The following is a 14,205-nucleotide window of genomic DNA, read 5'->3' on the forward strand; positions in this document are numbered from 1 at the left end:
AGCGCCACCCGGCAACAGCGGCTCAAACCGTAGGCCGGATAAGCGTTAGCGCCACCCGGCAACAGCGGCTCGGACCGTAGGCCGGGTAAGCGATAGCGCCACCCGGCGAAAAGCCTCAGGAAAAATACTGCTGCAACAGCGGCGCAGTTTCCTGGTTAGCGGGCGCCGCCGGGGTAATCGCCTGCGTACGGAACGGGATCACCTGCGCTCGCCCATCCACATTCACAATCTGGTAGAACTGCGGCAGGTTGAAGTTGATAAAGCTTGAGCCGTAGGTAAAGCGATCGTGCGAGGACGAATAGAAGCGGCTGACGTCGCGCACCAGCTCCTCTTTGCTGCCTTCGCAGTGGTGATACACCTCGGCACGGTTGGTTTCATCCAGAATGTAGATGTTAAACCCGGCGTTATCGCCCGACTCTTCGAAGAAGAACTGAATAATCCCTTCACTCGCAAAGCCATCCACCACCTGCGGCAGCTTAACGTGATTGGTTTCCACCTGGACCGACAGGCCATGCAGTTTGTTGTGTGAAATCGCGCCGTAGAATTCAATGGCGTTTTCCAGCTTCTGCACCGACACGTTCAGGCGCTCAAAGAACAGCCCCCAGGTCTGGCCGGAGACGCGCAAGGCTTTAAAGCGCCCGGTTTCCTGTCGGGTGCTGGAGAGACGCAGTTCGATGCACTCAGACACCAGCTGCTGAACGCGGGTACGAATCAGGCCGCGCAGGTGCTGGCTGTAGCAGAACACCTCCACGCTGTCCGGCGGCGCGGCGTCCTGGTGCATCTTGCCGAGGATCGTTTTCAGCGCCTCGATCATCGCCTGCTCGCCGTTAAAGTGCAGGGTACGCACTTCGTTCCACGAGTTGCGGTACAGCAGATCCACGCTGCCCACCAGGCAGTTTTGCTGCTCGCCAAAGCTAAAGACGTCCAGCTTGCGGAAGTCAAAGTGAACCACCTGATTGCGGAAGGCCGCCGTCGGGTCGTATTCCAGGTTGACGATGATCGCCAGATGGCGAATCTCACACGGGCTGTAGAGCGCTTTTGGCGTCGGCGCAGGCAGACGCAGCGGGAAGTGGTGCGAGACATCCGCCACCATCTCCTGCAACTTGGCTAAATCGACCACCTCGTTGCCTTTGATAAACAACCGGGTACGTGAAGTGAGAAGGCCGTTAAACCAGGCCCAGGCCACCAGCTTGTTCAGGTAGCGGTTATACTCCAGCGGCTGATGGCTGATGATCGAATCCATGCTTGGCGCACGGTTGTACAGATACCACCCGGTGCGGTTCGCGCGGCCCGGCGGTACGTAGATAAAGGTCAGATTCGGTTCAGACAGGTCAGGCGAAATCTGTGGGTTAACCAGCGTTACCTTGCCCGGCAACGCTTCAAACGCGGCGTACAGTTTGCGGGTCAGCACCCCGATATCCTGTGGGCTGGCAGAAACGCTAAGGTTGTTACGGCGGGCAAAGCGGATCAGGTTGCGGTAGCTCTGCATCATCGCATCAAGCAGTTCGTTGTGCGCCTCACGCACCTGATCGATCTTCCAGTTGGCGCGGTTGTCGAGCATGGCGAGACGCTCTTCGTCCCATCCCCACTCTTTGACTAACTGGCTGACGACTTCACGACGCCAGCCCACGCAGGCGCGTTCGCGGCTCAGTTTTTCACAGACTTTGAGATAGAAACATCGACGCACCAGGTCAAGACGCGTGGCGTCCTCAATGGCTGTCAGGTATTCGGTGACGCGTTCCAGCATCATGCAGTAGGCATCAAGCCCGTAGGAGACGATCTCCCCGTCGTGCAGACGCTGTTTAATATCTTTCGCCAGCAGGCGCGGCGTGGGGTATTCCCAGGAGTAGGCTTCCAGCAGCAGGGTTTTCAGCACCGCTTTGTACGGTGAATCAATGCTCTTATAAAGCTGCCAGAGGCTTGCGCCAAAGTACTCTTCGGCGGACAGGGAGCTCAGGCCGCCCAGATCCAGCCACTCGTTTGGCGTCAGAACGCCCTGCGAGTAAAGCGACATGACGTAGTCGTCATAATTCTCTTCTTCATCGCACGGCACCATATTCCACAGAATACGTTTCCCGGCCAGGCGAACGGCAGTACGGTAAAACTCATCCAGCAACAGGATGTGCTGAGTCGAGCCGCAGTCTTCACCACCCAGACTGCCGCTTTCGTTATGGCGGAAACGATTTTCATCAATCAGGAAGAAGCTCACTTCCACGCCGAGCGACGCCGCCCAGCTCTCCAGCAGGCTGCATTTACGCTGCAACAGCTGGCGCTCTTCATTGTCGAGCCAGGACTGATGGCAGACCCAGATATCCAGGTCAGAAGAGCAACTTTGCCCAACCGATGACGTGCTGCCCATGGAGTAAACCCCGGTAATCGGCAGCTCGCCTTTCGGCGAATCCTGCGGCGGCATACCACGGTAGAGTTCAAGTTCAGTCAGGTAATGCTGTTGGGTTTCATCAGGCGTGAAGAGGCAAATGCCCTGGGGAACGTTACCATCAAGGTAACCCGGCATCAGCGGATGGTGATAGTGCAACAATGTTGGCAGTAGACTGTATACCTGCTGGAAAGCAGGGCCCATGGCAGCAAGCGCGCGATCCACACGCAATTGATTGATGGCATCCAGTCTCTGTTTCAGAGTCTCAATATAGAGGTACAAGACGTATCGCCTGATGTTTCCGGGTGTCGCACGCCAGTCAGAACACAAAAAGCAGCGGACCCGCAGTATTTCAAAAAATAACCGTTACCCTTTTTTCGCCTTTTGCTTTTCTGGTGGTACAGACGAAAAAATGGTCTAAAACGTGATCAATTTAACACCTTGCCGGTTGACCGTAAAGAAAGATGCGCTACATACAAGTGTAGCACCGTTCTTGACGTGTAAATTCCTGAATACGGCGATGGCTGACGAGTACGCCGCCCTGTCCCTCTCACTCTTCATCAACCGTAAAACTGCCATCCGAGTGTCAACAATGTTAGGATGGTTAGCGATTGATAATGACGGTAACAAGCATGTTAGACAATGTTTTGAGAATTGCCACACGCCAAAGTCCTCTTGCACTCTGGCAGGCACATTATGTTAAGCAGCGCCTGGAAGCCTGCCACACCGGATTACGCGTTGAGCTGGTGCCAATGGTCACGCGTGGCGATGTCATTCTGGATACGCCGCTGGCCAAAGTGGGCGGAAAGGGTCTGTTTGTCAAAGAGCTGGAGCTGGCATTGCTTGAGAACCGCGCCGATATCGCCGTGCATTCGATGAAGGATGTGCCCGTTGAGTTCCCGGAAGGGCTGGGGCTGGTGACCATCTGCGAGCGCGAGGATCCGCGCGATGCGTTTGTCTCTAATCGCTATGACTCGCTCGATGCGTTGCCGGCAGGCAGCGTGGTCGGCACGTCAAGTTTACGCCGCCAGTGTCAGCTGGCTGAACGTCGCCCGGATCTGGTGATCCGTTCGCTGCGCGGGAACGTCGGCACACGCCTTGGCAAGCTGGATAACGGCGACTACGATGCCATTATTCTTGCGGTTGCGGGCCTGAAACGCCTGGGGCTGGAAGAACGCATTCGCGTCGCGTTGCCGCCGGAGCTGTCGCTGCCCGCCGTCGGCCAGGGTGCCGTCGGCATTGAGTGTCGTCTGGTTGATGCGCGCACTCAGGCACTGCTCGCGCCGCTGAATCATGACGATACCGCAGTTCGCGTAAAAGCCGAGCGCGCGATGAATACTCGCCTCGAAGGAGGCTGTCAGGTGCCAATTGGCAGCTATGCTGAATTAACTGACGGTGAGCTGTGGTTGCGTGCGCTGGTTGGCGCGCCGGACGGCTCACAGATGGTTCGCGGTGAACGTCGCGGCAAGCCGCAAGATGCCGAGGCGCTTGGCGTATCGCTGGCGGAAGAGCTGCTGAATAACGGCGCGCGTGAAATTCTGGCTGAGGTCTATAACGGAGAGCCCCCTGCATGAGCATACTTGTCACCCGCCCTTCTCCCGCAGGAGAGCAGTTAGTGAGCCGTCTGCGCGCACTGGGGCAGGTGGCCTGGAGTTTTCCGCTGATTGAGTTCTCCCCCGGTCGCGAGCTGCCTGAGCTCGCTGACCAGATGCGTCTCTTGCAGGAAGGCGATCTGCTCTTTGCGCTGTCGCAGCATGCCGTGGAGTTTGCCCATGCGCAGCTGCAACAGCATGCCGTTTGCTGGCCTCACGCCCCCCGCTATTTCGCCATCGGGCGCACCACGGCGCTGGCCTTACATACCGCGAGCGGAATCGATGTTCGTTACCCGTTAGATCGGGAAATCAGCGAAGTCTTGCTACAATTACCTGAATTACAAACCATTGCCGGAAAGCGCGCGCTCATTTTGCGCGGCAACGGTGGCCGCGAACTGCTGGGCGAAACGCTGCGCGAACGCGGCGCAGACGTGACGTTTGTGGAGTGCTATCAGCGCTGTGCGAAACACTATGATGGCGCGGAAGAAGCAATGCGCTGGCACGCCCGCGGTATTAATACGCTGGTGGTCACCAGCGGTGAAATGTTACAACAGCTTTGGTCGCTGATTCCGCTTTGGTATCGCGAAAACTGGTTACTCCGCTGTCGGCTTCTGGTCGTCAGTGAGCGTCTGGCGAACCACGCCCGGGAACTGGGCTGGCAGGATATTCGGATCGCTGAAAACGCCGACAACGATGCGCTGCTGCGCGCATTACAATAACTCTCAAATGGGAAGCCATAATGACGGAACACGAAAAATCCTCCGCCGTGGTTGAAGAGACCAGGGAGACTGTGGACACCACGTCACAGCCAGAGACGACAGACACAACCGTTGAGAAGAAAAACGGCAGCAACAAAACCAGCCTCACGCTGAGCGTGATTGCCATCGCGATTGCGCTGGCCGCAGGCGTGGGACTCTACGGACTGGTGAAGAAACAAGGCACCAACCAGACGGCCACCAGCGACGCGCTGGTTAACCAAATCACTGCCCTACAGAAAGCGCAGGAGACGCAAAAAGCTGAGCTGGAAGGTGTGATCAAACAGCAGGCTGCCGCCCTCGCCGACGCGAACAGCAAACGTGAAGAGTTGACCAAACAGCTGAGCGAAGTGCAGGAAAAAGTCGCCACAATTTCGGGAACCGATGCCAAAACCTGGCTACTTTCACAGGCCGATTTTCTGGTGAAACTGGCCGGGCGCAAGCTCTGGAGCGATCAGGATGTCACCACCGCCGCCGCGCTGCTGAAAAGCGCCGACGCAAGCCTGGCGGACATGAACGATCCGAGCCTCATCAACGCTCGCCGCGCTATTACGGAAGATATCGCCAGCCTGTCCGCGGTTTCTCAGGTCGATTACGATGGTATCATCCTTAAGGTAAATCAGCTCTCCAACCAGATTGATAACCTTCAGCTGGCCGATAACAACGACGATGACTCCCCGATGGATTCTGACGGCACCGAGCTGTCCAGCTCCCTGAGCGAATGGCGTATCAACCTGCAAAAGAGCTGGCAGAACTTTATGGACAGCTTTATTACCATTCGCCGCCGTGATGAAACTGCCGTGCCGCTGCTGGCGCCGAACCAGGACGTCTATCTGCGTGAAAACATCCGCTCCCGCCTGCTGGTGGCTGCCCAGGCCGTACCGCGTCACCAGGAAGAGACCTACAAACAGGCGCTGGATAACGTTTCAACCTGGGTACGTGCTTACTACGATACCAATGACGCAACCACGACCGCGTTCCTTGAGGATATCGACAAGCTGAGCCAGCAAAACATCACCATGAACGTGCCGGACAAGCTGGAAAGCCAGCCGATTCTGGAGAAGCTCATGCAGACGCGCGTGCGTAACCTGCTGGCCCAGCCGGGCGTTCCGGCAGAGCGTCCGGCTGAAGCACCTGCCGCCGCGCCAGCGCCTGAAAGCGCGCCGCAAGGAGAGTAATGATGCTAAAAGTCTTCTTACTCTTCATCCTGCTGATCGCCGGGATTGTACTGGGGCCGATGCTCGCGGGTCACCAGGGTTATGTATTGATCCAGACCGATAACTACAATATCGAAACCAGCGTAACAGGGCTGGTAATTATTCTGATCCTGGGTGTGGTCGTTCTGCTGGCAGTGGAGTGGCTCCTGCGTCGTATTTTCCGTACCGGCGTACATACGCGCGGCTGGTTCGTTGGCCGTAAGCGCCGTCGCGCCCGCAAGCAGACCGAGCAAGCGTTGCTGAAGCTGGCCGAAGGCGACTATCAGCAGGTTGAAAAGCTGATGTCGAAAAATGCCGACCATGCAGAACAGCCGGTTGTTAACTATCTGCTGGCCGCTGAGGCGGCGCAACAGCGAGGCGATGAGGCCCGCGCCAATCAGCATCTTGAACGCGCGTCTGAGCTCTCTACTAAAGATCCGATTCCGGTTGAGATCACCCGCGTTCGTCTGCAACTGGCGCGCAATGAAAACCATGCCGCCCGTCACGGCGTTGACCGTCTGCTGGAAATTACCCCTCGTCACCCGGAAGTGCTGCGTCTGGCTGAGCAGGCATATATTCGGACCGGTGCCTGGGGCTCGCTGCTGGACATTATCCCTTCCATGGCGAAAGCCGACGTGGGCGATGATGAACATCGTGATGAACTTCAGCGTCTGGCCTGGATTGGCCTGATGGATCAGGCGCGCGCCGATCTCGGCAGCGACGGCCTGAAAACCTGGTGGAAAAACCAGAGCCGCAAAACGCGCCAGCAGGTTCCTCTTCAGGTGGCGATGGCAGAACATCTGATTGAGTGTGACGACCATGACACCGCGCAGGAGATCCTCCTCGACGGTCTCAAGCGACAGTATGATGACCGCCTGGTGATGGTCATCCCGCGTCTGAAAACCAACAATCCGGAACAAATTGAAAAAGCACTGCGCCAGCAGATCAAAACCGTGGGCGATCGTCCGCTGCTGTGGAGTACGCTGGGCCAGTCTCTGATGAAACACGGCGAGTGGCAGGAGGCGAGCCTCGCCTTCCGCGCCGCGCTGAAGCAACGTCCGGACGCATTTGATTACGCCTGGCTTGCTGATTCGCTGGACAAGCAGCATAAGCCGGAAGAGGCCGCAGCTATGCGCCGTGATGGGCTGTTATTGACGTTGCAAAATAACGGAACGCAGCAGTAATTAACAGGAGGCCAGATGGCCTCCTTTTTTACGCCCATAAAAAAACGCCTGCTATAAAAGCAGGCGTTAAAACAGGTCTGTAAGACAACATATTTGGTGCTTCACTCAACGTTGTGTCCATGGTGTCTGATGAGGCCGAAGCGACATCTGTCAGTGGACGATAAGCACCGTAAACGGCTCTGCGTCATTCCTGAGTTTATGAGGCCTTAAGGCGAACATAAGAGATGGAATGAGCATCTACACGCATATTATTGCATGTAATGTGCCAGGTTTACACGCAGAACTTTTACATCGCGCAACATTTTAAGATAAAAGGAAATTATGCTGTTAAGAACCGCCTGAAGCCATACAACATCGCGCTGAAGGCGGCGATATGTCGTCACCAGGAGACAGGTTAAGAAGTAAAATAATAAATTCTTTAATATTAACGGGTTATATGTCGTTGAATCGCGACAAGGATATAGAGTGTTGTCGGGGAAAGGCTACAGGATAAAAAACGCAGAAAACAAAAAACCCCGCCGAAGCGGGGTTCAAAATTGGTCGGCGAGAGAGGATTCGAACCTCCGACCCACTGGTCCCAAACCAGTTGCGCTACCAAGCTGCGCTACTCGCCGATGTACTGCTTTTTTGAATTTTTAGTTCAACTCATTAAAAGTCGTGGTGCGAGGGGGGGGACTTGAACCCCCACGTCCGTAAGAACACTAACACCTGAAGCTAGCGCGTCTACCAATTCCGCCACCTTCGCAATTCACAACTCTTTCAATAATGGGGTGGCTAATGGGATTCGAACCCACGACAACTGGAATCACAATCCAGGGCTCTACCAACTGAGCTATAGCCACCACTGTATTCTTTCACGCGGTTCTGACTACTTCTCAGACCACCGCAGCTCTAGCGCCGGGACTAAAATGGCGCGCCCGACAGGATTCGAACCTGAGACCTCTGCCTCCGGAGGGCAGCGCTCTATCCAGCTGAGCTACGGGCGCTTAGCGCCGTTGCGGGGCTGGATATTACGTACCTCCGTCCCCGCTGTCTAGTGCTTTTTTGAAAAAAATGCGCGTTTGGTTATGGTTTGCACATTTTGCCGCTTATTCCTCCACTTTATGGGCGGAGCCACTGCGGCCTAGGCCAAAAAGTTTATATGCAGCTGTGACGGCAGCCAGGAAGATCATCCCGACAAACAGCGACATGCGGGTATCTTCATTAAAGTACATTCCAATTAATACGCAAATCAGGAACGCCATCGTCAAATAGTTCGCATACGGGAACAGAATGGAGCGGAACGGATGGCTGGCGATCGCTTTTTTGTGCGCCTGTCGGAAACGCAGCTGGCTAATCAAAATGACAAACCACGGTACCATTCCCGGCAGCACGCTGGCGCTATAGACATAAACAAACACGCGCTGCGGATTCGGGATGATGTAGTTCAGGCAAGAGCCAATCAGCAGAATCACAATCGACACCGCTACGCCCGCCACCGGTACACCCACGCGGGAGACTTTACCCATCACCGCCGGCAGCTGTTTGTTTTGCGAGAGCGCGTAAAGCATACGCCCGCAGCTGTACATCCCGCTGTTACAGCCGGAGAGCGCCGCCGTCAGCACCACAAAGTTGATAATGGCGGCCGCCGCCGTGATGCCAATCTTAGCGAAGGTTAAGACAAACGGGCTGCCGGTGGTGCCGATCTCGTTCCATGGGAAAATGGTCACGATAACGAAGATCGCGCCCACATAGAAAATCAGGATACGCCACAGCACCTTGCCTACCGCGCTACGCAGCGTGACCTGCGGGTTTTTCGCCTCACCTGCGGTAATGCCGATCAGCTCAACGCCCTGATAAGAGGCGACAACGATACAGAGTGCGGTCAGGAAGCCTTTCCAGCCGCCGGCAAAGAAGCCGCCGTGTCCGGTCAGGTTACCGAAACCAATCGCGTGCCCGCCGTTACCGAAACCAAAGAAGATGACACCCAGACCCACAACAATCATCACGATAATGGTGGTGACTTTGATCATCGCAAACCAGAACTCGATTTCACCGTAAAGGCGAACGGCGGCAAGGTTCGCCAGCGCCACAAGCCCTACGGCGATGAGCGCGGGTATCCACTGGGCCATCTCCGGGAACCAGAACTGCACGTAGACCCCGATGGCGGTGATCTCCGAAATCCCGACGGCCATCCACATAAACCAGTACGACCAGGCCGTGAGATAGCCAAAGAACGGGCTCATATAACGGTGGGCGTAAACGGCGAAAGAGCCCGTTACCGGCTCCAGAAACAACATTTCGCCCATTGAGCGCATGATGAAGAAGACGAACAGCCCGGCAATAATATACGCCAGCAGGACGGAAGGCCCCGCCCATTTCAGCGTGCTTGCCGAGCCCATAAACAGGCCAACGCCGATAGTCCCGCCCAGCGCGATCAATTCAATATGTCGAGCTTCCAGCCCACGCTGAAGCTCCGGTTTTTTCTCTGCCATAAATCCTCGGTTGTGTTTGCTGTTTCCCGACTTATTGCCGGGTATTGTTTTGAGGGGTACTGAAATACGGAGCGAATGGTTTCTTAAATTCTGGCAAATGGCAAACAATGCATTAAAAAAATGAATGCATTGTACAGAAATCCAGCAGTTTTACAGGGGGGGTTGCAGCGCGAACAGCAGATCGCGCTGCATATTGATTACATTTTCCCGGTGTAGTGCCAGGCGAGGTAGCGCAGCAGACGAATCTGTCGTTTGATACGCGTCGGTTGAGAGAGCAGGCGGTAGAGCCACTCCAGCCCCAGGTTTTGCCAGACTTTGGGCGCCCGCTTAACGTGGCCGGTAAAGACGTCGTAGGTGCCGCCAACGCCCATATAGAGCACATCCGGGCTGACCAGACGGCAATCGCGCATCAGAATTTCCTGCCGCGGCGACCCCATGGCGACAGTGACAATTTTCGCCCCGCTGTCGCGCACGCGCTCATATAACGCCTGGCGATCTTCCGGCCTGAAATAGCCATCCTGGCTGCCCACGATGTTAACATTCCACTGGCTACGCAGCTTTTGTTCGGTCTGCGCCAGCACCTCTGGTTTGCCGCCAATCAAAAATACCGGCGTGCCTTCAGCGCCTGCGCGTTCCATAAGTCGCTCCCAAAGGTCAGCACCCGCCACGCGAGACACATTAGCGTCAGGAAACTTTTTACGAATTGAACGCACCACGCTAATACCGTCCGCGTATTTAAACTCCGCGGCTTCAATCAGGCTTTTCACTTCCGCATTATCTTCAACCGCCAGCATCTTTTCTGCGTTGATGGCCACCAGCGTGCCCGATTTCATCTGCCCGTCCGCGAACAGGAAATCCAGCGCGTGTTGCATGTCACGCCAGCCAATAAGCTGTAGCCCACGCAGCGCATAACGCGGGGCTGAAGTTGTATCCGTCATGATAATCCCTACTCAGACTTGCGACAGCGTTGTGCTGCCCTGTGGCTCACGTCTGTGCACAAGCCCTGCACTGTCAAACAACCAGTACAGCAGTTTTGCCAGCAGCAGACAGAGACCGAAAACGACCATAAAAAACACCACGCGTGAGACGAACGAATCCAGCCCCTCGCGCGCCAGAACGATCATATTGAAAATGGCACCGAAACAGAAACTGTGCAAAACAGCGGCTTTGTAGCGGTTGGTCTCTTCATTACCCAGCGTATATAGCCAGTCGAACCATTTTATTATCAGCCCGACCGCGATCGCGCCCGGCAGGATAAACCACGTTCCGCCCATCACTACCAGCGAGCCAATCAGGGTTGGGGAAATCGCCAGGCCCGAATGGTTGTTCAGCACTTCCCAGGTAAAGTAGTTCGCCGTGTTCAGGACAATACCGGGACGGTCAGGCCACAGCCACGTCGGTATAAAGACATAGAAATCGCGAACAATCGGCGCCAGCCCCTGGAATTCGATTTTGTCGTAGTTTTGCAGCAGTAAAGCCAGGTTTTCCCACGGCGAGAAGGTGTCGCGCGTCAGATACAGGAAGGTATAAAACGCTTCGTCGCCCGCCACGTTCAGTCCGTAGCGCTTCAGCGCCAGCCAGAACATCCCCACAATGCCAAAGACGCCTGCCGCCGCCAGCATCCACAGCGAGATCCAGCCGCGAATAATGCCGATAAACAGGAAAATCGCGAAGGCGATAATGATGTTGGCGCGGGTGCCGCCGACGATCATGTAGGTCAGAATGCCAAATGCGACGGTGCTGACCAGGAAGAACAGCCAGGCTTTACTGTCCTGACGCAGGAAAAAGACCACCAGCATCGCCGGAATGAAGAAATAGAAGAAACGCTTGAGCGCGACGCCGGAGACTTCGGCGGAGAAAATCTGGCTATAGGACTGCAACTTAAACAGTAAAAAGCCGTTATGCATGAAGAAAATCGCCACGCTGACGAGGGCGATGGTCATCAGCATAACCCACGTCAGATGGGTTTCTACCCGGTTCATGGTAAACAGCGGACGACGGGGTGTGGTGTCTTTCGCCGCGCGCAGCCGCGTTTTATAGGTGACGTAATACACCGCGTAGAAGCAGGTCGCAGAGAGCAGCGCCTGCAACAAGATTTCCGGCGGAGCGACGCCAACATCAAAGCGGAACACGAGGATGCTGGTCAGCGGGAAGCCAAAGAAAAAGGTCAGCAAAAACAGCAGCGAGAAGAATACGTTGAAGTTAAAACGTACGCGCCGGAACTCAAACCAGGTGAGCGTGGCGATAAACAGCGTGCTCAGCAGCCAGACCACCAGCAAGCCGCTAAATTGCAACTGGCTCATGCGTTGTCTCCTGAAGCAATACGCAGCGCGCGGTGCCACGGCGTGAGATAGTTCGGGCTGAAAAAGTCGATGCTATTTTTATCCACCAGCGTGAGCTGACGCTGCGCTTCCCGTACCACCTCGACATTAAGCGTGTCAGAGGTAAACAGCACCGGAATATGCTGTTCGGCCATGTCCTGCCAGAACGGGTTTTCGCGGTTGAGCACGCACGGTACGCCCGCCTGAATCAGCAGACACAGCGTACCAATCCCCTGCTGACGGGCAAAGATGAAATAGCCCAGATCGCATTTTCGCAGCAGCGCGAGATAGTCATCAAATTCCAGCTTATCGCTGAGAATGTGCAGATTTTCCGCGCTAAACAGCGCAAGCCCCTGCTGGCGAACTTCATCGATGTAGGCGTCGTTATTGGCGGGATAGCCCATCGGCACCACCACGTTCACCGTATCGCCAAACTGCTGATGCACCGCCCGCAGCGCCGCGACATGCTCGTTACTGCGATCGCCGGAATTTCCCACCAGGATAGTCAGTTTACCCTCACGAACCGCGTCATTCGCCATGGTATTCAGTGCCGGATCCATACGGGTCGGAAAATAGAGCAGTTCCCCGCGAACCTTCGGGTGCTGTTTAGCAAAATAGTTGAGGTCGCCACGGGTAGCAAAAACGCAGCCCACGCGCGCCTGCGCCAGACGACGCAGCGGATAGAAAAGACGGAACTTCCAGCCGTGGGAGACTTCGTAGAGATCCGCTCCCCAGATATGCCAGCTGAACTGGGAAGGTTTTATCCCGCCGCTTAACAGCGCCAGCCACAGCCCGGTATTGAATTGTCCGTGGAAGAAGAAACGCTGGCTTCGGTCCGCTTTGGCTTTCGCGACAACGGCTTTGGTCAGGGCCGCTTTGTCTGGCCAGAAGGTGATGTGCAATGCCGGACACGCCGCGCTCAGGCCGTTATCGCGTCCAACGACCATAAACTCGCGCGCATCGGGCGTGCCGGATGCCAGTTCATCGTTGAAGAACCGCAGAACGGTCTGGTTATGATGCGGGATATCCGATCCCAGTATGTGTATCAGTGCAGTCATGCGCGTTTACGCCAAAGTAAAAATACGCCGCAACAGGCAGCGAAATAAACGATATAAGTTGCCATATAGGCCTGAGCCGCCCCCAGCGCACCGTGGGTGGGGATCAGCCAGTGAGAAAATGCCGTCAGCAGCGCAAACTGGCCGATCTCTGCCAGGATATACAACCGCAGCGAAGCCTTCGCAATCACCAGATAGCCGAAAACGTATGCCCCCACTTTCAGCACATCGCCGACCAGTTGCCAGGCAAACAGATCGCGCATGGCGGTAAACTTCGCCGAAAACAGCAGCCAGATGGCGAAATCACGCAGTAACCAGACGGTAAAGCTGGCGATCGCAACCGCCGGCAATACAAAACGCAGGGAGCGAAAAATCTCGCGGGTAATATCCTGCCTGGAAGTCAGGCGCGATAAGGTTGGCAGTAAATAGACGCTAAAGGAAGCCGTAATAAATTGGAGGTAAGCATCTGAAATGCTGCTCACGCCCTGCCAGATCCCCACTTCATCCCAGCTGTAATGCGCTGCCAGCAGGTTTCGCATCATCACGTAGGCAACGGGAAGCGTTACCGAAGTGATGAGCGCCATCAGGGTAAACTTTCCTAGCTGCCCCGCCAGCATCTTGTCCCACTGCGGTTTCAGGTAATTCAGCGGGACATTACCTCTGCGCATCAGCATAAACGCTGCCGGAATGACAACGAGCGCAGGCACCAGCGCCAGCCCCAGCAGCGCGCCTTCATAGCCGCCCAGCCGATAGCAAAAGTAGTAGGCGATAACGCCGATGATGCTGCCGAGGATCAGCGCCAGCGCATTCCCGGCGGCATCACGGAAGCCTTTCATCAGCGCCAGCAGCAGGTTTGCCCAGGCGATCCCCATCTGAACGAGCGCCACCAGGCGCACCAGCCCCTGATAGTGTGTGTGTCCGAACAGTCCCTGGCTGATGGGTGCCGCCGCCAGCAAAAAGACGACGGCCAGCAACGTAGAGAAGCCCAGCACCATAGCAGAGGAGGTGCCCACCACCGTGCGGAGCTTTTCGGCATCGTCATGATGCTGCGCGACGTATTTGGTGACGCCATTGAATATCCCGGCACCCGCCAGCACGCCAAGCACCGTGACCAGCTGGCGGAAATTCCCTGCCAGCCCAACGCCTGACGGACCAAATGAGACGGCCAGCAGCTTGACGACCAGTAACCCGGCGCCAATTTTTACAAGCGTGGACGCTGCCGTCCACACCGACGCTTTTGCCAGAGACATA

At 55.9% G+C, this 14,205-nt stretch carries 10 protein-coding genes and 4 tRNA genes; 4 read left to right on the plus strand and 10 right to left on the minus strand.

What is annotated here, in order from left to right:
* Window positions 1–115: 115 nt before the first annotated feature.
* Window positions 116–2,659 carry a class I adenylate cyclase gene (gene cyaA, locus SK58_RS01030; RefSeq protein WP_017383591.1) on the minus strand — a complete coding sequence of 848 codons (2,544 nt, stop codon included), beginning with the start codon at window positions 2,657–2,659 and terminating at the stop codon, window positions 116–118.
* A gap of 350 nt (window positions 2,660–3,009) precedes the next feature.
* On the opposite strand from cyaA, the gene hemC reads away from it, so the two are divergent.
* From hemC to hemY, 4 genes are read left to right on the plus strand one after another with little or no spacing between them, the layout of a single operon-like run.
* Window positions 3,010–3,951, plus strand: a complete 942-nt coding sequence (gene hemC / locus SK58_RS01035) for a hydroxymethylbilane synthase (protein ID WP_017383592.1) — start codon at window positions 3,010–3,012, stop codon at window positions 3,949–3,951.
* On the plus strand, window positions 3,948–4,688 hold the full coding sequence (hemD, locus tag SK58_RS01040) for a uroporphyrinogen-III synthase (protein ID WP_032620662.1): 741 nt from the start codon (window positions 3,948–3,950) through the stop codon (window positions 4,686–4,688). Before hemC ends, hemD begins: the two co-directional genes overlap by 4 nt.
* 20 nt (window positions 4,689–4,708) lie before the next feature.
* Complete coding sequence (hemX, locus tag SK58_RS01045) at window positions 4,709–5,902, plus strand: uroporphyrinogen-III C-methyltransferase (RefSeq protein WP_015570012.1); 1,194 nt, start codon at window positions 4,709–4,711, stop codon at window positions 5,900–5,902.
* Window positions 5,903–5,904: 2 nt separating this feature from the next.
* Entirely contained in the window at window positions 5,905–7,104 is a 1,200-nt protein-coding gene (hemY, locus tag SK58_RS01050) for a protoheme IX biogenesis protein HemY (protein WP_026080629.1), read from the plus strand.
* A gap of 537 nt (window positions 7,105–7,641) precedes the next feature.
* On the opposite strand, the gene SK58_RS01055 is transcribed toward hemY, so the two are convergent.
* From SK58_RS01055 to wzxE, 9 genes are all read right to left on the minus strand, one after another.
* Window positions 7,642–7,718: transfer RNA gene (locus SK58_RS01055), tRNA-Pro, on the minus strand.
* 44 nt (window positions 7,719–7,762) lie between these two features.
* Window positions 7,763–7,849 (minus strand) — tRNA-Leu (locus SK58_RS01060).
* Between the two features lie 21 nt (window positions 7,850–7,870).
* Window positions 7,871–7,946, minus strand: a tRNA-His gene (locus SK58_RS01065).
* A 67-nt stretch (window positions 7,947–8,013) separates the two neighbouring features.
* Window positions 8,014–8,090 (minus strand) — tRNA-Arg (locus SK58_RS01070).
* Between the two features lie 102 nt (window positions 8,091–8,192).
* Window positions 8,193–9,578 carry a bifunctional threonine/serine APC transporter ThrP gene (locus tag SK58_RS01075; protein WP_017383594.1) on the minus strand — a complete coding sequence of 462 codons (1,386 nt, stop codon included), beginning with the start codon at window positions 9,576–9,578 and terminating at the stop codon, window positions 8,193–8,195.
* A gap of 197 nt (window positions 9,579–9,775) precedes the next feature.
* On the minus strand, window positions 9,776–10,516 hold the full coding sequence (gene wecG, locus SK58_RS01080) for a lipopolysaccharide N-acetylmannosaminouronosyltransferase (protein WP_048219226.1): 741 nt from the start codon (window positions 10,514–10,516) through the stop codon (window positions 9,776–9,778).
* A gap of 12 nt (window positions 10,517–10,528) precedes the next feature.
* The gene (gene wzyE, locus SK58_RS01085; protein ID WP_017693948.1) at window positions 10,529–11,881 is read right to left on the minus strand and encodes an ECA oligosaccharide polymerase; all 1,353 of its coding nucleotides are present in this window, start codon (window positions 11,879–11,881) and stop codon (window positions 10,529–10,531) included.
* On the minus strand, window positions 11,878–12,957 hold the full coding sequence (locus tag SK58_RS01090) for a TDP-N-acetylfucosamine:lipid II N-acetylfucosaminyltransferase (protein WP_017383596.1): 1,080 nt from the start codon (window positions 12,955–12,957) through the stop codon (window positions 11,878–11,880). Before SK58_RS01090 ends, wzyE begins: the two co-directional genes overlap by 4 nt.
* The gene (gene wzxE / locus SK58_RS01095) at window positions 12,954–14,204 is read right to left on the minus strand and encodes a lipid III flippase WzxE (protein WP_017383597.1); all 1,251 of its coding nucleotides are present in this window, start codon (window positions 14,202–14,204) and stop codon (window positions 12,954–12,956) included. The genes SK58_RS01090 and wzxE overlap by 4 nt, the downstream gene beginning before the upstream one ends.
* Between the last annotated feature and the right edge of the window lies 1 nt (window position 14,205).

The sequence above is a fragment of the Enterobacter sp. BIDMC93 genome, from assembly GCF_001037805.1.
GTDB lineage: Bacteria > Pseudomonadota > Gammaproteobacteria > Enterobacterales > Enterobacteriaceae > Enterobacter > Enterobacter hormaechei_C.

Excerpts from the sequence above, each read along its gene's own strand:
- hemC (WP_017383592.1), top strand. The coding sequence starts at position 3,010 with ATGTTAGACAATGTTTTGAGAATTGCCACACGCCAAAGTCCTCTTGCA.
- hemD (WP_032620662.1), top strand. The coding sequence starts at position 3,948 with ATGAGCATACTTGTCACCCGCCCTTCTCCCGCAGGAGAGCAGTTAGTG.
- hemX (WP_015570012.1), top strand. The coding sequence starts at position 4,709 with ATGACGGAACACGAAAAATCCTCCGCCGTGGTTGAAGAGACCAGGGAG.
- hemY (WP_026080629.1), top strand. The coding sequence starts at position 5,905 with ATGCTAAAAGTCTTCTTACTCTTCATCCTGCTGATCGCCGGGATTGTA.
- SK58_RS01075 (WP_017383594.1), bottom strand. The coding sequence starts at position 9,578 with ATGGCAGAGAAAAAACCGGAGCTTCAGCGTGGGCTGGAAGCTCGACAT.
- wecG (WP_048219226.1), bottom strand. The coding sequence starts at position 10,516 with ATGACGGATACAACTTCAGCCCCGCGTTATGCGCTGCGTGGGCTACAG.
- wzyE (WP_017693948.1), bottom strand. The coding sequence starts at position 11,881 with ATGAGCCAGTTGCAATTTAGCGGCTTGCTGGTGGTCTGGCTGCTGAGC.
- SK58_RS01090 (WP_017383596.1), bottom strand. The coding sequence starts at position 12,957 with ATGACTGCACTGATACACATACTGGGATCGGATATCCCGCATCATAAC.
- wzxE (WP_017383597.1), bottom strand. The coding sequence starts at position 14,204 with ATGTCTCTGGCAAAAGCGTCGGTGTGGACGGCAGCGTCCACGCTTGTA.